The organism is Aliterella sp. E5.1, assembly GCF_057473825.1.
Genome location: NZ_JBYCCV010000047.1, coordinates 1 through 16,068 on the forward strand (window position 1 = coordinate 1; position 16,068 = coordinate 16,068).

Below are 16,068 nucleotides of genomic sequence, written 5' to 3' on the forward strand. Positions count from 1 at the left end.
ACGTCTGTTGGCAAACAGGACAGAGATAGCGTTGATGTCCGTTGGGCATCTTGCCGTGTTTATGGGCTTTAGAATGATCACACAAAGGGCATTGCATGGACGAGTTGCAGATGAGAGATCCCCTCTACTCTACCAATCCCACGTTTATTTGACGCACTACCGCGTTCTCAGGGTTTATTTCTGTTCTTCCTGCCCCCAGAACCGCTCCGAAATGAACCGGATTGAAGATCAATGGCATCAACTCAAGACTCATGAAATTGCCGGACGGATGTTTGAGGATGAATATGATTTAGCCCTGGCAATCATGAATGGAATGGAAGCTCGGAGTCTCAAAGGTGGTTACACACTCGAACGTTTTAAGTTTAATTGTGCCTAACTACTTAGTACAAGTTTGTTATTGTCTAAAAATATCCGTGTTAGATTTTTTAAGTTGTGATTCTTTAGCTGATAAGCTTGATGAAACTCAAACAATTTCTTCAATCCAAATTTCTAATATAGAAATTTGGATTGAAGAAATTCCAATCTTAACCAATTGAAACAAACCCTTGAAGCAATTAAGGATAGTGAAGAATATCCACCACAGTGTATGGAAGACGTAGCAAAACGTCTAGGATATAACGTCCGGTATCTTCGTAGGCACTTCTCGGATTTATGTCGGGGTATTTCAGCAAAATATATTGACTATCGAAAAACTCTTCGCTCACAGCGAATAGAGCGGTGTTGCCGAGAAGTACGGCAGATTGCTTTAGAAATTTATGCTGAAGGGGAAAAACCTACTCGCAGTAAGATTGCCAGCCGCCTCAGTAAACCAGCTTACTTTAGAGATAAAAATGTTTGTGCTGCTTTGTTAGCAGTCCAGAAGCAACTGGGACTGGAAGGTTGAAAGGTTTAAAATAAAATAATCTGCTCAATTACCATGTGTTTGGAACCATAACCTTGCCTACTAGCTTTTGGAAGCATAACCTTGCCGTTGCGGCAAAGTTATGGGTAAAGTCACATAGACAGTAAAAGCTACTACAACTTAATTAATGCGGATGAAAGGACTTGAACCTTCACACCTTGCGGTACTAGAACCTAAATCTAGCGCGTCTGCCAATTCCGCCACATCCGCTTATTTGGCTTAACGATTGTAGCAAACATTTAATTAAATTGCTACAAATATTACATTTTAAATAAGAGAGTATTTATGTCTACTCAGCTATTAAAACGACAATTTAGCATCCACGACTATCACCAGATGGTAGTTGCAGGTATTCTGAGCGAAGACGAGCGCGTCGAACTAATTCAAGGAGAAATTGTCCAGATGTCGCCAATTAGTAGTCGTCAGGCGGCTTGTATTAGGCGATTAAATAGGCTCTTTTTTCAATCCTTGGGCGATCGCATTATAGTCTCTAACCAAAATCCAGTTATATTAAGCAACTTTTCTGAGCCTCAGCCTGATTTAGCATTACTTCTTCCCCGCGATGACTTCTACGCCGCCGGACATCCCCAGCCCCAGGATATATTGCTATTAGTAGAAGTTGCCGATACTACGATTGAAAGCGATCGCGTTATCAAAATTCCCTTGTATGCAAGTAGTGGAATTAAGGAAGTATGGCTAATAGATGTAAACGAGCTAGTTGTAGAAGTATTTAGAGAACCCACTGCTAATAGTTATCAGAGTATTCAAAAATTACAGCAAGGTGAAATATTTGTGCAAGCCTTCCCGGATATTAGTTTTGCTACAGAACTGATACTAGGGTAATGGTTGGTATCAAATTTTGCTTTTAATTTTTTTCGGTTACTATTAGTACCGATATACTAATAAGATTACTTTCTTATGGTTATGCAGCCCGTTTTGTCTGTTAGCGCATCAGAGTTACAAACCTCCTTAGAAGCAAAAGAGCAATTTTTGCAACAGTCGGAAGAATTGCAATTAGCGATCGCTTCTTTTACCGATACGCCCCGCAGTCTGTTGGAAAGTCTAGTAAATAGCTCCTTTGACCAAGTAGTAGAAGCGGCGAGATTGCATATAAATTATGCCAGGGAAATCGGAGACAACTGGCAGCAATTAGTAGATGATATCTTGACTTCGCGCTGGGGCAAAAACAGATAAATATTCGGTGTTAGTGTTATGGGAAGGGAAACCAAGTATTAAATAAGTTGAATTTTTAGTAAGTAGTTAATACGGCAATTTTCAACGTATCCAACTTAATTATGGTATACATTGTAATTACACTGTAGGTATAAGCGAGTTGAAATTTGAGTGGGATGAGCGAAAAGCGAGAGTTAATGAGAAAAAGCATGGTATCTCGTTTAGTGAAGCAGAAGGTGTATTTTATGATGAAAATGCGCGTTTGCTTTATGACGCAGAACATTGGAGGAGCGATACATAATGTTAGGCATGAGCGACTCGCTATTATTATTGGTGGTTTGCCACGTCTACAAAGAAGATGAAGAAACCATTCGTATTTTCTCGGCTCGTAGCGCAAATAAACGAGAGCAACAACAATACAAGAGTTTTCTTTTATGAAAGATGAGTATGATTTCTCCAAATCTGTAAAGAATCCGTACCTTAAGAAGCTTAAAAAGCAAGTAACAATTCGGCTTGAAGAAGAAGTTGTTAGTTATTTTAAGGACTTAGCTGAGGAAACAGGAATTTCTTATCAAAGTTTGATTAATTTGTATTTGCAGGATTGTGTAAAATCGCAGCGAAAGCCATCATTAGAGTGGATGCGTGAAGCATAACAACGTAGTAAAGTAAATGCATTACTTGTCACTGCCTCGGACAAACCCCAACTGGTGACTGGATTGGTACGCGCTACCAAAAGGAATTTGAATACAATCCTTAAGTCTACTTTAAGTGAATAATTTATAGCCTCTGGAATCCATCAATTTATGACAGCATTGGGGTTGCTAGGCTTACTGTATCACCTCAAATAAGTGACGTAGTAATCCAGATTGGCGGATGATTGACTGCAAAGTTCCGATCCATAATTCTCGATAATTAGGAACAACCACAGTAATAGTTGTTGATTCTGTTAGCTGCTACATAATTATATGACTACCTCGTTGCCTCATCAAAACAAAGCCATGTTGTTCTAGTATTTGGCAAACTTCCCGCGCCGACAAAATCCTTAAGCTACCCAACAGCTACCTCTAGTCTGGTAACAAAAACCTCAGCTTTGGTACGGTTTTGGATTTCTACTGGATTGGCACATTCAAAAAATAATTCTAAAGCTTCAGCTAAGTTACTTTTTGCTTGCTCAACTGTATCGCCTTGACTGGCAATATCTAATTCAGGACATAAGCCAACGTATCCGTTACCTTCGCGTTCAATAATAGCTGTAAATTGTTGGATGGTTTTCATATTGAATTTAAAATTATTCTCTATGTTTTTCAGGCGATTGCACTTTAAGCCTATCTTTAAATAGGGGGCATAACGCCCCCTAATACTACGATTCGACTTTTACGCCTTTCCAGAAAGCTACATAACCCTCAATGTTTTTTGCCTTCTCTTTGGCGCTAGGATAGTACCAGGCTGCATCTTTGTTTACTTGCCCGTCTACTTCTACGCTGTAGTAACTAGCAAGCCCTTTCCAAGGACAAGTTGTATGGGTGCTGCTTTCTTTGAAATACTCCTTTTTGATGGAGTCAATCGGAAAGTAGTGATTTCCTTCTACAACTTCTGTGCGATCGCTCTCGGCTAAAACTGTACCATTCCAAACTGCTTTCGGCATGATTTTGAGTTAATTTAAGTAGGTATACATAATTAAAGTTAACCTCCCTGCCCCCTCTGCTACAAGTTCGGATTCCCAGTTATCGACAAATGCTCTAATATCCTTCACAAATAGGATATCAGCGCGAAAATATATAGTTCTTGCAAATTTCGGCTAATATGCCTCAGTTACAGTCTTTAGAATCTGCCCTAAAAAAATATTTTGGCTACACTAGCTTTCGCTTGGGGCAACAGCAGATTATCGAACAAGCGCTAAATAATCAAGATTTGCTGGTGGTAATGCCCACGGGTGGCGGTAAGTCTTTGTGTTTTCAATTGCCTGCGTTACTGAGAAAAGGCTTAACGGTGGTGGTGTCGCCGCTTATTGCGCTGATGCAAGATCAAGTGCAGTCATTGAAAAATAACGGGATTGGGGCAACTTTTCTCAACAGTACCTTGACTTCCTACCAAGTGAAGTCGCGTGAAGAAGCAATCCTTAGTGGTAAAGTGAAACTGCTTTACGTTGCCCCAGAAAGATTATTAAGCGAGTACTTTTTACCATTTATAGATTTAGTCCAGCATCAAATTGGAATTGCAAGTTTTGCCATTGATGAAGCGCATTGTGTTTCCGAGTGGGGACATGATTTTCGCCCTGATTACCGTCAATTACGCTCTTTGCGCCAACGTTATCCAACAGTTCCTACTATAGCTCTTACGGCTACAGCTACCGATCGTGTCCGTACGGATATTATTCAACAACTCAATTTAGCAAAACCAATAGTTCATGTTGCTAGTTTCAATCGCCCTAATCTTTACTACGACGTACAGCCAAAGAAAAAGCAAGCTTACAACCAATTAAAACAATTAGTAACAAAAACTGAAGGTGCGGGAATTATTTACTGTCTCAGCCGCCGCAAGGTAGACGAGATCGCGATGAAATTGCAACAAGATGGCATCTCTGCTTTGCCTTATCATGCTGGTTTAAGCGACGAAGAAAGAGAATCTAATCAAACGCGGTTTATTCGAGATGATGCCCGTTTGATGGTTGCAACAGTTGCTTTTGGGATGGGAATTAACAAGCCAGATGTCAAGTTTGTAATTCATTACGACTTACCTCGCAATATTGAAAGCTATTACCAAGAATCGGGTAGAGCGGGGAGAGATGGAAGCGCGGCGCGGTGTACAATCTTTTTTGGTTATGGCGATGTCAAAACTGTTGAGTATTTGATTGAGCAAAAAACAGATATTCAAGAACAGCGCATTGCTAAACAACAACTGCGGCAAATTATTGACTACGCTCAAGGTACAGTTTGCCGTCGAACAATTCAACTAGGGTATTTTGGCGAAAGTTTTGGAGGAAATTGCGGCAACTGCGATAATTGCTGTAACCCAAAACCCGAAGAAGATTGGACAATTGAAGCGATGAAATTTCTTTCTTGTGTGGCGCGTTGTCAAGAAAGATTTGGGATGAGTCACATTATTGATGTACTGCGCGGTTCAAAAAGTCAAAAAGTTTTGCAGTACAACCACGATAAATTAACCACCTACGGCATTGGTAAAGATAGAAGTGCTGACGATTGGCGGCTTTTGGGGAGAAGTTTGCTACATCAAGGTTTATTAGGACAAACTACTGATGGTTACTCGGTTTTGCGGCTAAATGCTCTTAGTTGGGAAGTAATGCGGCGAAAAAAAACTGTTTTAATTGCTATTCGTCCTGCACCAAAGCCTGTAGTAGACGATCGCGAAACGCCAAAAGCTGCGGATATAGAGATGCTTTATCAAAAGTTACGCACCTTACGCAAGCAACTAGCCGACGAACAAGGGATAGCACCTTATATAGTATTTGCCGATTCTAGCTTGAAAATGATGGCTCAAGTTCAACCTCAAACTCTAGAAGAATTTAGCAAAATTTCTGGAGTAGGAAGTAGTAAGTTAGCTCAGTACGGAGAGCATTTTGTAGCAGAAATTTCGGCTTATACTCAGCAGTCAGTTAAGGTAAAAGTGAAAAGTGCGATCGCCTCTTTTCCTTCCGATAGTCAATTATTGACGCTCAAACTCCACCGCCAAGGGCTAGATACCGCAGACATAGCCAAAGAGCGCAGTTTAAGTGTAAATACGATCGCAAGTCACTTAGCTGAGTTGATCGAAATGAACCAGCCAGTAGATTTAGACCAACTGGTGATCCCTGTGCGTCAGCAATTTATTTTAAAAGCTCTAAAAACTGTCGGTGCAGATTCCCTCAAAAGTATTTACGAGCATTTGGGAGAAAGATACACCTATGAAGAAATCAAGTTAGTCCGGGCTTTGTGGCGGCGAGGAAATAAAAGCTAGATAGTAGCGCTATTCTTGCGGAATTTGACTAAAGATATTGCTTTAGGTAAAGCGATGCAGATTGTAGCATTTGCTAGGGTGAGAAATAAACAATCAATGAAGCTCATAGCTGTAAATTTCCTAGTAAAATTACGGTTGTGTAATTTTGGTTTTCTTAGATCTTTAATGTGCAACAAAACGCCCGTAAGTAACTACTTGTGGGCTTTTGAATAACTTGTGAATGTTATAAGTAAAGATTATGAAAGGAAAACTAGATTTTAGGCGATCGCTCAATTCCCTAAAGCCATGTAGGATAAAGTGATAAAACGGCGTTGCTGAAAAGAGGGATGAATCACGGGAGTACATCGCTGATTGGATTACTAAATTTGAAGCTGATTACTTTGCCCGCAGATCCCATACTCCCAAGTCAGAAACAACTTGGAAAGGTGATTATCTTAGAGCTTTTAATAAGTTGCCCAAGAATGCGGCTTTATCTATTGAAGGTCTAAAACAGGTAATTCTTAGCCCAAGCCCAGATACTAGAACGCGAAAAAGAACTGTAATAGCTAAAAGCGCCCTAGCAAAGTTCGCGCTTTTAGAAGTTAATTTTAAACATTTGAGTGGCACTTACTCCCCTAAAAAAGTGCAACCGCGCGACTTACCTGACAATTTGACCGTTGCAACTTGGTACTATAGCTCTACGGAGGTACGTTAGGACAGTGTTTGAAGGCGGCATCAACACAATCACGAAAGCTATCAAATTCATCCCATCGGTGCCGCATCCAATTTTTGAGTACAAACCACCAATGCTCTATTTTGTTCAAGCCTGGAGAATAGGTAGGGAGATATCATAGCTCACAGCCAGCTTCTGCCACAATCTCATCAATCGCCTGGGAGCGATGAAAACTAGCATTGGCAATGATGATGGGATTACCAGGTTGTAATTGTGGTAGAAGACACTCCTCTAACCACATCTGGAACAAATCTCGGTTACGGGGTTTGAGTAGCAAGTGATACTGTTGGTCAACTTAACAAAACCAAAAAAAAGAGAACCATAGAAAGAACAGCAAGAGATATTCTAGAAATTATTCGAGTAACCAAGTTAGGTAAAGGAGTCAGGGTATGTCCCTACATCCAAAACTTATCAAGCCAGTCCCAAAAGAAACAGAGCAAGTGGCAAAAGCAGCATTCCCAAAAGGGAATCTATATCTAACCATCAGGGATGAATTAGGGACAATTTACACAGATAAGGATTTTGAAGCTTTATTTCCTGTAGAAGGGCATCCAGCGATCGCTCCTTGGCAGTTAGTCTTGATCTGCGTCATGCAATATATAGAAGGGTTAGCAGATAGACAAGCAGCCGACGCAGTGAGAGGTCGTATTGACTGGAAATATGCGTTAGGACTAGAACTAACCGACTCTGGATTTGACTTTTCCGTTCTGAGTGAGTTCCGTTCACGTCTCATTGATGGAGGCGTTGTAGACATTCTTTTAGATAAGTTCTTAGAACAATGCCAGAGAAAAGGCTGGTTGAAGAACAAGGGTAAACAACGAACAGATTCAACTCACGTTCTGGGAGCAATTCGGACTCTTAACCGCCTTGAATGTGTTGGAGAAACTTTGAGAGCAGCTCTCAACACTCTGGCCGTCGTTGCCCCAAGTTGGCTGATGACTCAAATAGAGGCAGATTGGTTTGACCGTTACAGTCGTCCTGTCTGCGAGGAACGTCTGCCAAAAGGAATTGAAGCTCGTAATGCTTAGGCCGAAAAAATCGGTATGGATGGAATGCGCTTGCTTGATGCCATTTATGATGACCCGACTACTCCCGAATGGCTGCGCCATCTGGAATTAGTTGAAATTCTGCGTCAAACATGGATTGCTCAATATTTTGTGGAAAACGGACACCTGCACTGGCGGCAGGCAAAAGACTTAGCACCTTCGGGAAAACGTTTTGACTCGCCCTACGACCCAGATGCTCGTTATGGCAACAAACGCACTACGACTTGGACTGGCTACAAAGTTCATCTTACAGAAACCTGCGATCAAGATCGAGTTCATCTCATCACTAATGTAGAGACAACCCCAGCTAATCGCGCCAATGTTGATCAGACAGAACTTATTCATCAATCCTTAAAGACGAAAGCTTTACTTCCTGACGAGCATCTTGTAGATGCTGGTTATGTTGATGCAACTCTATTGCTCAAAAGTCAGAAGCATTACGGGGTGACGATTATTGGTCCCATGCGTCCTAATGCGAGTTGGCAGTCCAAAACCTCAGAGGCTTATGACATCAGCCAATTCCAAATTAATTGGAACACCAAACGAGTGACCTGTCCTCAAGGGAAAAAAAGCCTCAAAAAATGGATTCCTTATCAAGATCAATGGGGCAATTCCGTGATTCGGGTTTCTTTTCCTAGAAAGACTTGCTTACTCTGTCCAAGTCGGGTTTTATGTACTCACTCAAAGACGGAAGCCCGAAGGCTAACTCTACGCCAGAAGAACGAGCATGAACTTCTTCAATCCCAAAGAATTCAACAAGAAACTTCCGTATGGAAGGAAATTTATCAGACCAGAGCTGGAGTAGAAGGAACTATTTCCCAGGGGGTTAGAGCCTTCGGTTTACGAAAAGCCCGTTATCGAGGTTTAGCCAAAGTTCAACTACAGCATATTCTTACAGCAACGGCTATTAATTTTGTGCGGATGGTGGCTTGGCTTGATGATATACCTCTTGCTCAGACACGAATATCCCGATTCGTCTTTCTTCGTCCTAACAATGGATTGTTAAGTTAACCAACAGTATCAGCAAGTGAGACAAAAACAACGCTAAGGCTGAAAAGCTTGCTTTGTAAAGACTGTAATTACTTATCACCAACAATCCGCTTTAGATAGTTGATTAACTTCACTCAAAATGAAGGCATCTGGATCAAACGTACCACCAACCCATTCCAGCATCGATTCATGTTCAGGATGGTCTGGTTGTTGAATCGCCTCTAAAAATTCTGCGTAACCCCATACCCCCGCGCTCTCGTGCCGTTGGCAAGGAATGGTAGCATTTAAGGCTTCTCGCATCGTTCGCCTTGATCCAGCTCCCAGCGCGGACAGGTACACCGCCGCCGGGTGTTGAGTTAAGGGCAGTGGGGTAGCTAATTCCAGCGGTTTGGGGTGATCGAGCGGAGCTATAGCGTCACTCATAATGCACGGAGCGAGAATAACTTGAGAGAACTATATTTCTCGTCAATTATTGTCCCCGGTAAAGCACCTCACCCACAAGCGGTAAGGCTTCTTGCGCCCAAAAACAACCCAAGTACCAAGCCTCTGTCCCGTGAAGAGCGGATGTGCGGGTGGGGATGAAAAGTTTCGTCCTCAGTATTAATACAGACAGTCGTCACAGCTTTGTCTAAAGACTCGTAAATTTACCATTTGTTACCCGAGCTATGTCGCTTTATTCTGAATCAGAGAGATTTAATAGGCATCTTGTATGCCACTGACCGAACAGCCAGAAATTGCAAGGCTTGTTCGTGAAAATCGCTTCTCATCTGATGCTAACGCTGTCTTCAGTTTGCGGTCCAGCTGGCAATCTTTAATTAAATTGTTTGTCCCTATCCCCTAAAAAGGAAATAGAGAAAATAGATGAATGTTGTTGATGAAATATTAAGTCGATATGCAGCTAATGATGCCACCAAAAAAACAATCAAGATTTACGCTACGGATCGGACGGAGATTCAAGGGGAGTTAATTATTGAAAACAAAAGCTTCGATGACCGAGTGTCTGATTGTTTAAATGATTCTCGCTCCTTTCTCCCCATGCTCAACGCTGAAATTTATGTCAGTGGGAAGCTGGTAGCTAAACATGACTTTTTGTGCATTAACAAGCAGTTTATTGCCTATGTAACCGATACATCGTAAGGAATAGCAGAAATCAATGTTTTAATTATGTTATAAAAAACTGTGTTCTTCTAATAATAAACAATAAATAATATTTAGTTAAATTGAAACCGTCCAACGTCTCTTATGACGTTGACTAAAGTTATATCAAAGTTATAAGTAGTTAGATTTAAACATCGACTAAGACGGGGATTTAGTTAATTCAAATTTGCTACCTCTCAGCAAAATTAGGTATGCCCTCGACAAACGTTAAGTAAAAGTATGAATTACAAATCAAAAAAGGTAAATCAGAAAATTCCAAAAGCACTCATAGACTTAGTAATAATCTTTATTTTTAGCCTTTATGGGTTTATATTAGCTAGAATTTTTAATATTTTTGAGGTGCTTATAATTTGGGTTGAAGAATATGAGAAGTTCCAAATTGATGAATTTATTCCTGTGATTATAATCTTGTCGTTTAGTTTGAGTATTTTCTCTTTACGTAGGTGGAGCGAGATTAAACATGAAAACAACAAGCGGAAGCAGGTAGAGGCGGCACTACGGGAAAGCCAGCGAAAACTGGATACCTTGATTAACTCACTTCCCGGCATTGTCATCTCTTGTGCAAACGAACCTGAGTGGCCGCTAACATACCTCAGCGAAGGTTGCCTTATCCTCACTGGATATACAAGTAAAGAACTCGTGGGAAATGGGAATAGTTCGTATAACTCCATTATTCATGCTGAGGATTTACCAAAAGTTTTCAATGCGATTGAAACAGCGATCGCTCTTAAACAAGATTACGTCGTTGAATATCGCATTCGCATCAAATCAGGTCAGGAGAAATGGCTGTGGGACAAAAGGATCGGAGTGTTTGACAGCAACGGTGAGGTGCTTGGTCTCGAAGGCTTCATTACCGACATCACGGAGCGCAAGTGGGCGGAAGCAGCCTTGAGTGAAAGCAAAAGACAGCTTCAAGACCAGAATGCGGTACTGATGGAACTGTCAAAGCGCAAAACATTCAGGCGTGGAAGAAATTTGAATGCTGCTGTCCGGGAAATTACAGAGGCTGCCACCAACACTCTAAAAATTGAACGCGCCAGTGTGTGGTTATACAACGGCGATCGCTCAAAGATTCAATGCATCGATTTGTATCAATGGAGCAAAAGTGATCATTCGCAAGGCATTGAGCTAGCAGCAGTAGAGTACCCTGCTTATTTCCAAGCGTTGGCACAGGAGCGCATGATCGCGGCGCATGATGCCCATACTGACCCCAGAACAAGAGAATTCTCCCAGTTCTATCTTTCTCCCCTCGGCATTACATCCATGTTGGATGCACCAATTTGGTTAGGTGGTGAAATGGTAGGAGTTGTGTGTCAGGAACATATAGGAACTGCCCGCGAGTGGACATTGGAAGAACAGAATTTCGCTGGTTCCCTAGCAGATTTAGTTTCCCTAGCAATGAAAGGATGGGAGCGCCAGCAAGCAGAAGTAGCATTGCAGCAAGCAGAAGCGAAGTACCGTAGTATCTTCGAGAACACGGCCGAGGGCATCTTCCAGACTACAGTGGATGGTCGCTACATTAGCGCCAATCCTGCCCTAGCCCGGATCTATGGTTACGAATCTCCTGAGGAATTAATAGCCAACCTCTGCAACATTGAGCAGCAACTTTATGTTGAATCGAGTTGTCGTACCGATTTTGTTCACTTAATGCAGCAGCATAATGCTGTGTTAGAGCTTGAGTCGCAGGTCTACTGCAAAAACGGCAATGTTATCTGGACTTCGGAGAACGTCCGTACTATTCGAGATGCTAGTGGTCAACTTCTGGGTTATGAAGGTACAGTGCGAGACATTACCGAGCGCAAGCAGGTGGAGTCAGAACTGCAAAAAGCTAAAGAATCTGCTGAAGCTGCTAACAGGGCTAAGTCTGAATTCCTAGCAAATATGAGCCACGAGATCCGCACTCCTATGAACGGGGTAATTGGCATGACAGGACTACTCCTCAATACAGAACTGACTCCCCAGCAGCAGGACTTTGTTGAAACAATTCGCAGCAGTAGCGATGCTTTACTCACAATCATTAATGACATCCTGGACTTTTCCAAAATTGAGTCAGGCAAGTTGGATCTGGAACAGCATCCCTTTGAACTGCGAATCTGCATTGAGGAATCCTTCGATTTACTAGCTCCCAAGGCAGCAGAAAAAGGTCTTGAGTTGGCCTACCTCATTGCTCCGCAAGTCCCCAAAACGATTTCGGGAGATGTCACTCGGCTGCGCCAAATTTTGGTAAATCTGCTCAGTAATGCAGTCAAATTCACAGAGGCCGGGGAAGTCGTGGTTTCAGTAACCGCCCATCCCCTAGATGCAATATCTCTTGAGAGACTACACGAACGCCAGGATGAATTGCCCCTACCAGAACTCCCATGGGTCAAATACGAACTCTGTTTTGCCGTCAAAGATACTGGCATCGGCATTTCTGAAGACAAGATAAACCGCCTGTTCCAGTCTTTCGGTCAAGTTGATTCCTCTATTACCCGGCATTATGGCGGCACAGGGCTGGGGCTTGCTATCAGCAAACGATTAAGCGAAATGATGAGCGGCAGGATATGGGTTGAGAGTCAAGCGGGTCAAGGCTCTACCTTCTATTTCACTGTGATCGCCGAATCAGTCCCTGGATTATTACAGGTTGACATCGATAATCCCCAACCGCAGTTAGCCGGAAAGCGATTGCTGATTGTGGACGATAACGCCACCAACCGCAAAATTTTGCTGCTCCAAGCGCAGTCCTGGGGGATGCTGACTCGTGCGGCTCAATCCGGTACTGAAGCCCTGGACTGGATTTGCCAGGGAGATCCCTTTGACATCGCGATTCTGGATATGCAGATGCCGCAGATGGATGGTCTGACTCTGGCATCAGAAATCCGCAAGCAGCCAAATTGCAAAGATTTACCTTTAGTGATGTTGACTTCCATGGGCAGGCAAGAGATGGGTGCCCAAGCTGCGCAAGTGAATTTCGCTGCCTTCTTGAACAAGCCAGTTAAACAATCCTCGCTCTACAATGTCTTGAGCCAGGCATTAGGCGAACAGTCCATCAAGGTGAGACAGGATACCCCTAAGACAGGGCATAAACAAGATATACCCCGGCTGGCTGAACAGCTTCCCCTGCGGATTCTGCTAGCTGAGGACAATGTAGTGAACCAGAAAGTAGCACTACTGATCTTGCAGCGGATGGGGTATCGGGCAGATGTAGCTGGTAATGGTCTGGAAGTACTGCAAGCTCTACACCGTCAGCCCTATGACGTAGTGCTAATGGATGTGCAGATGCCAGAAATGGATGGATTAACAGCCACTCGTCGCATTTGCCAGGAATGGTCGCAGCCACAACGCCCTCGGATTATTGCCATGACTGCCAATGCAATGCAGGGCGATCGTGAGGAGTGCATTGATGCGGGTATGGATGACTACGTTAGCAAGCCTATCCGAGTGGAGGAATTAGTCCAGGCTCTGAATAAGTGTCAGACAGTGAGTGTTCAGGGGTCAGCGATTAAGGATCGGGCAACCGCAAAAATCAACAACGGACAACAGAAAATGGACAAGACAGCGATTGATAGCAAGGCACTGGAATCCTTACGGGAAATGGCGGGTGAAAATGCCTCAGAAATGTTGGCTGAGGTAATTGATAGCTACCTTGAAGATGCTCCCAAACTTCTGCATGCTATCAGTACAGCGATTGCTCAGGGGGATGCAGCGGCACTGCGACAAGCAACTCACACCTTGAATTCAGCCAGTGCTACCCTTGGTGCTATAACTCTCTCTAAGTTTTGTAAAGAGCTAGAAGCAACAGGTCGCGCTGGAACGGTTGAAGGTGCATCAGAGAGACTGCCGCAGCTTGCGGCTGAATCTGAAAGAGTTAAGCTAGCTTTGCAAATGGAGCGTCAACAATGTCAGGTATGAACACTTCCGTCCAGAACCAAAAAGATCCTCCCTTAATCCTGATAGTGGACGACGACAAGTCGATGCGGATTCTGCTGCGTCAGGCAATGAAAAAAGAAGGTTACCAAGTAGCAGAGGCAAAGGATGGGAAGGAGTGTCTAGCTGTTTACGAGCGCCTCCAGCCAGACATTGTGCTGCTGGATGCCATGATGCCAGTGATGGACGGCTTCACCTGCTGCACCCAACTGCAAATCCTCTCTGAAGGCGATCGCGCACCCGTATTAATGATCACTGGTCTTGAGGATCAAGCATCAGTAGACTGGGCCTTTGAGGCGGGTGCGATGGATTATGTTACCAAGCCCATCCATTGGGCAGTGCTGCGTCAGCGCGTGCGTCGTCTCCTTGAACAATTCCAACTTTACAAGCAGTTAGAGGAAGCAAACCAAGCGTTGCAGCACCTAGCTACCTCAGATAGCTTAACTCAGCTAGCAAACCGTCGCCGATTTGACGAATATCTTGACCTAGAGTTGCAGCGGATGGCAAGGGAGGCAGCACCTCTATCTCTGATTCTATGCGATGTCGATTTTTTCAAAACTTACAACGACACCTATGGTCATCAATCTGGCGACGCTTGTTTGCAACAGGTAGCTAAAGCTATCAGTCAGGCTGTGAGGCGTCCTGCCGATTTAGTTGCCCGTTATGGGGGAGAAGAATTTGCGTTGATTCTACCAAATACAAATGCTGAGGGTGCTGTCCAAACTGCAGAGAAAGTCCGCTCTGAGGTCAAAGCTCTAGAGATTGCCCATGCAAAGTCTCAAATCAGCAAGTGCGTCACTATTAGTTTAGGAGTTGCTAGCGCTGTTCCTTACTATACATCCTCCTCTGCAATGCTGATTTCGGCAGCAGACGAGGCACTCTATCAGGCAAAAGCAAAGGGGCGCGATCGCGTTGTAAAGTCGGCTATCCTCCCCACGCTCATCAGATAGCTTCTAAGCGGCAGTCGGGCTTGCTTTAGGTTATAAACAAAGCTTCACAAACTCAACTCTCCCTGCTGACGTTGCATCTGGATCTGGTAAGCAGCTAAGTCTTCCTGCCTTGCTGCAATAGTCTTCTCGGACAGAGGTAAGCCCTGCTGATAGTCTGCCGTCACCTCTCGGATTCGCTCCACATAAGATGCAGGTCTGCCCAAAGAGATCGCTGTCTCTTGCCACTGCAAGAGCAACTTCAAGTTATGTTGTCGTTCTTGCTGCTGCTGTTGCTGACGCTCACTGGCGATACGCCGCTCTTCCTGCTGCTGGCGCTCTAGCTCCACAGCCCTACGGTACTGGTCAAGGTCAGCCTGCCAGGTTGTCTGATTGTCACAAGCTTGAGTCTGGCAGAATTGGGAGTAGCTTTGGGCATATGTGAGATCGCGCTTAAGTAACTCATCAACGGCAGGGCTTTGGGTTAAGACCTGGGTAATCTGGTTGGGGGACTGCTGCTTTGACTGCATCAGAAATGCAATTCGCTGGTCGATGTCATGCGGTTCTTCAACTTGATAGATCGCCTTAGCCCAAGCTGCTTACCAACGGTGGGCAGCTTGGGCTTTTTCTCGTTGTCTATTAGCTGAATCGGTACTTTCAGGAAGGGACTCTTTTGGATGCTCTGGGATAGCTTTTATCAAGTCCTCGATAGCAGGAATTCCATATTGCGGCTCCCAGACCTGCTGAATCTTCTGCTCCGGGCATACGGAATACTAGCAACCTATAGGCTAAGAACTCACGAGCTATTTTATCTAGACTTTGCTAATTTCCTCATGCTGATAGTCAAAGAAGGTAAAACAGGATCGCGTCTTGTCTATCCCATTTATCCTGAATGGGCATCAGAGTGGGAGCTAGACAAAATTAACTTGCCTAAGTGTAGTGGTAAAACCAATTCCGATTTAGGTAGTAGGGTACAACACGCCTTCAAAAGGCTAGGTATTCCATTTACACCTTACGACTTAAGACACGCTTGGGCTGTTCGCTCTTTAGAGTATGGGTTAGATATTTCCCTTGCAGCTATCCAAATGGGTCATAGCTTGCAAGTTCACAGCGACCAGTACCATCACTGGATTAGTAAGGACGTGCATAAAAAGGTATTCAATATTCTTGCTAACCGACCAGACCGCCCTTATCTCCCTCAAATAATCCTGACTAAATCCTGCCTAAAATATTGACCTAGTTCAGCAATAACCAACGGCAATCAACAGTAATACGTTAAACAGGGGTAAGGGTACAGCCCTT

General features: G+C 43.6%; 17 protein-coding genes, 1 tRNA gene and 4 pseudogenes. 14 read left to right on the top strand and 8 right to left on the bottom strand.

Annotation, left to right across the window (positions count from 1 at the left end; all coding sequences use genetic code 11):
* On the bottom strand, positions 1-97 hold a 97-nt coding region (locus AC2VE5_RS15220), incomplete at its 3' end, for an IS1/IS1595 family N-terminal zinc-binding domain-containing protein (RefSeq protein WP_486886923.1).
* On the opposite strand from AC2VE5_RS15220, the gene AC2VE5_RS15225 reads away from it, so the two are divergent.
* The 3 genes from AC2VE5_RS15225 to AC2VE5_RS15235 are packed head-to-tail and all read left to right on the top strand — an operon-like array spanning position 74 to position 883.
* A complete protein-coding gene (locus tag AC2VE5_RS15225; protein ID WP_486888585.1) occupies positions 74-376 on the top strand; it encodes a hypothetical protein in 303 nt (100 codons plus the stop codon). The genes AC2VE5_RS15220 and AC2VE5_RS15225 overlap by 24 nt on opposite strands.
* Positions 377-413: 37 nt before the next feature.
* Positions 414-536, top strand: coding sequence for a hypothetical protein (locus tag AC2VE5_RS15230; RefSeq protein ID WP_486888586.1), 123 nt, complete (start codon positions 414-416; stop codon positions 534-536).
* Positions 533-883: a helix-turn-helix transcriptional regulator gene (locus AC2VE5_RS15235; RefSeq protein ID WP_486888587.1), complete on the top strand. Its 351-nt coding sequence runs from the start codon at positions 533-535 to the stop codon at positions 881-883. The genes AC2VE5_RS15230 and AC2VE5_RS15235 overlap by 4 nt, the downstream gene beginning before the upstream one ends.
* 146 nt (positions 884-1,029) lie before the next feature.
* Here AC2VE5_RS15235 and AC2VE5_RS15240 read toward each other — a convergent pair.
* Positions 1,030-1,111 (bottom strand) — tRNA-Leu (locus AC2VE5_RS15240).
* Between the two features lie 75 nt (positions 1,112-1,186).
* Between AC2VE5_RS15240 and AC2VE5_RS15245 the strand changes: the two genes are divergently transcribed.
* The 4 genes and pseudogenes from AC2VE5_RS15245 to AC2VE5_RS15260 all read left to right on the top strand — a co-directional run bounded on the left by AC2VE5_RS15245 (position 1,187) and on the right by AC2VE5_RS15260 (position 2,727).
* Entirely contained in the window at positions 1,187-1,744 is a 558-nt protein-coding gene (locus AC2VE5_RS15245; protein WP_486888588.1) for a Uma2 family endonuclease, read from the top strand.
* A 75-nt stretch (positions 1,745-1,819) separates the two neighbouring features.
* Entirely contained in the window at positions 1,820-2,095 is a 276-nt protein-coding gene (locus AC2VE5_RS15250) for a hypothetical protein (protein ID WP_486888589.1), read from the top strand.
* Between the two features lie 130 nt (positions 2,096-2,225).
* Positions 2,226-2,512: pseudogene (locus AC2VE5_RS15255) on the top strand (BrnT family toxin).
* Entirely contained in the window at positions 2,509-2,727 is a 219-nt protein-coding gene (locus AC2VE5_RS15260; protein ID WP_486888590.1) for a CopG family antitoxin, read from the top strand. The pseudogene AC2VE5_RS15255 and the gene AC2VE5_RS15260 overlap by 4 nt, the downstream one beginning before the upstream one ends.
* Before the next feature lie 174 nt (positions 2,728-2,901).
* On the opposite strand, the pseudogene AC2VE5_RS15265 reads toward AC2VE5_RS15260, so the two are convergent.
* The 3 genes and pseudogenes from AC2VE5_RS15265 to AC2VE5_RS15275 form a co-directional block, all read right to left on the bottom strand.
* A pseudogene (locus AC2VE5_RS15265) lies at positions 2,902-3,129 on the bottom strand (type II toxin-antitoxin system HicA family toxin).
* Complete coding sequence (locus AC2VE5_RS15270; protein WP_486888591.1) at positions 3,122-3,349, bottom strand: type II toxin-antitoxin system HicB family antitoxin; 228 nt, start codon at positions 3,347-3,349, stop codon at positions 3,122-3,124. Before AC2VE5_RS15270 ends, AC2VE5_RS15265 begins: the two are co-directional and overlap by 8 nt.
* 85 nt (positions 3,350-3,434) lie before the next feature.
* Positions 3,435-3,719, bottom strand: coding sequence for a DUF427 domain-containing protein (locus AC2VE5_RS15275; RefSeq protein WP_486888592.1), 285 nt, complete (start codon positions 3,717-3,719; stop codon positions 3,435-3,437).
* A gap of 158 nt (positions 3,720-3,877) precedes the next feature.
* Here AC2VE5_RS15275 and recQ point away from each other — a divergent pair, with 158 nt between their 5' ends.
* Positions 3,878-6,028, top strand: coding sequence for a DNA helicase RecQ (gene recQ, locus AC2VE5_RS15280; RefSeq protein ID WP_486888593.1), 2,151 nt, complete (start codon positions 3,878-3,880; stop codon positions 6,026-6,028).
* A gap of 451 nt (positions 6,029-6,479) precedes the next feature.
* A complete protein-coding gene (locus tag AC2VE5_RS15285) occupies positions 6,480-6,722 on the top strand; it encodes a hypothetical protein (RefSeq protein ID WP_486888594.1) in 243 nt (80 codons plus the stop codon).
* Here AC2VE5_RS15285 and AC2VE5_RS15290 read toward each other — a convergent pair.
* A pseudogene (locus AC2VE5_RS15290) lies at positions 6,706-6,999 on the bottom strand (transposase); the annotation flags it as partial. The gene AC2VE5_RS15285 and the pseudogene AC2VE5_RS15290 sit on opposite strands and share 17 nt — an antisense overlap.
* Positions 7,000-7,129: 130 nt before the next feature.
* On the opposite strand from AC2VE5_RS15290, the pseudogene AC2VE5_RS15295 reads away from it, so the two are divergent.
* Positions 7,130-8,797: pseudogene (locus AC2VE5_RS15295) on the top strand (IS1182 family transposase).
* 75 nt (positions 8,798-8,872) lie between these two features.
* Here the strand turns inward: AC2VE5_RS15295 and AC2VE5_RS15300 are convergent.
* On the bottom strand, positions 8,873-9,199 hold the full coding sequence (locus AC2VE5_RS15300; protein WP_486888595.1) for an IS1096 element passenger TnpR family protein: 327 nt from the start codon (positions 9,197-9,199) through the stop codon (positions 8,873-8,875).
* Between the two features lie 438 nt (positions 9,200-9,637).
* On the opposite strand from AC2VE5_RS15300, the gene AC2VE5_RS15305 reads away from it, so the two are divergent.
* From AC2VE5_RS15305 to AC2VE5_RS15315, 3 genes are all read left to right on the top strand, one after another.
* On the top strand, positions 9,638-9,913 hold the full coding sequence (locus tag AC2VE5_RS15305; protein ID WP_486888596.1) for a DUF6812 domain-containing protein: 276 nt from the start codon (positions 9,638-9,640) through the stop codon (positions 9,911-9,913).
* A 240-nt stretch (positions 9,914-10,153) separates the two neighbouring features.
* The gene (locus AC2VE5_RS15310) at positions 10,154-13,825 is read left to right on the top strand and encodes a response regulator (protein ID WP_486888597.1); all 3,672 of its coding nucleotides are present in this window, start codon (positions 10,154-10,156) and stop codon (positions 13,823-13,825) included.
* Positions 13,813-14,790: a diguanylate cyclase domain-containing protein gene (locus AC2VE5_RS15315; RefSeq protein ID WP_486888598.1), complete on the top strand. Its 978-nt coding sequence runs from the start codon at positions 13,813-13,815 to the stop codon at positions 14,788-14,790. The genes AC2VE5_RS15310 and AC2VE5_RS15315 overlap by 13 nt, the downstream gene beginning before the upstream one ends.
* Positions 14,791-14,834: 44 nt before the next feature.
* Here the strand turns inward: AC2VE5_RS15315 and AC2VE5_RS15320 are convergent, their stop codons facing one another.
* Positions 14,835-15,296, bottom strand: coding sequence for a hypothetical protein (locus tag AC2VE5_RS15320; RefSeq protein WP_486888599.1), 462 nt, complete (start codon positions 15,294-15,296; stop codon positions 14,835-14,837).
* Between the two features lie 303 nt (positions 15,297-15,599).
* Here AC2VE5_RS15320 and AC2VE5_RS15325 point away from each other — a divergent pair, with 303 nt between their 5' ends.
* The gene (locus AC2VE5_RS15325) at positions 15,600-16,001 is read left to right on the top strand and encodes a site-specific integrase (protein ID WP_486888600.1); all 402 of its coding nucleotides are present in this window, start codon (positions 15,600-15,602) and stop codon (positions 15,999-16,001) included.
* The last annotated feature ends 67 nt before the right edge of the window (positions 16,002-16,068 follow it).

Bases quoted from the DNA above. Each gene is read 5' to 3' on its own strand.
- AC2VE5_RS15225 (WP_486888585.1), top strand. From the start codon at position 74: ATGATCACACAAAGGGCATTGCATGGACGAGTTGCAGATGAGAGATCC.
- AC2VE5_RS15245 (WP_486888588.1), top strand. From the start codon at position 1,187: ATGTCTACTCAGCTATTAAAACGACAATTTAGCATCCACGACTATCAC.
- AC2VE5_RS15250 (WP_486888589.1), top strand. From the start codon at position 1,820: ATGGTTATGCAGCCCGTTTTGTCTGTTAGCGCATCAGAGTTACAAACC.
- AC2VE5_RS15260 (WP_486888590.1), top strand. From the start codon at position 2,509: ATGAAAGATGAGTATGATTTCTCCAAATCTGTAAAGAATCCGTACCTT.
- AC2VE5_RS15270 (WP_486888591.1), bottom strand. From the start codon at position 3,349: ATGAAAACCATCCAACAATTTACAGCTATTATTGAACGCGAAGGTAAC.
- AC2VE5_RS15275 (WP_486888592.1), bottom strand. From the start codon at position 3,719: ATGCCGAAAGCAGTTTGGAATGGTACAGTTTTAGCCGAGAGCGATCGC.
- recQ (WP_486888593.1), top strand. From the start codon at position 3,878: ATGCCTCAGTTACAGTCTTTAGAATCTGCCCTAAAAAAATATTTTGGC.
- AC2VE5_RS15300 (WP_486888595.1), bottom strand. From the start codon at position 9,199: ATGAGTGACGCTATAGCTCCGCTCGATCACCCCAAACCGCTGGAATTA.
- AC2VE5_RS15305 (WP_486888596.1), top strand. From the start codon at position 9,638: ATGAATGTTGTTGATGAAATATTAAGTCGATATGCAGCTAATGATGCC.
- AC2VE5_RS15310 (WP_486888597.1), top strand. From the start codon at position 10,154: ATGAATTACAAATCAAAAAAGGTAAATCAGAAAATTCCAAAAGCACTC.
- AC2VE5_RS15315 (WP_486888598.1), top strand. From the start codon at position 13,813: ATGTCAGGTATGAACACTTCCGTCCAGAACCAAAAAGATCCTCCCTTA.
- AC2VE5_RS15320 (WP_486888599.1), bottom strand. From the start codon at position 15,296: ATGCAGTCAAAGCAGCAGTCCCCCAACCAGATTACCCAGGTCTTAACC.
- AC2VE5_RS15325 (WP_486888600.1), top strand. From the start codon at position 15,600: ATGCTGATAGTCAAAGAAGGTAAAACAGGATCGCGTCTTGTCTATCCC.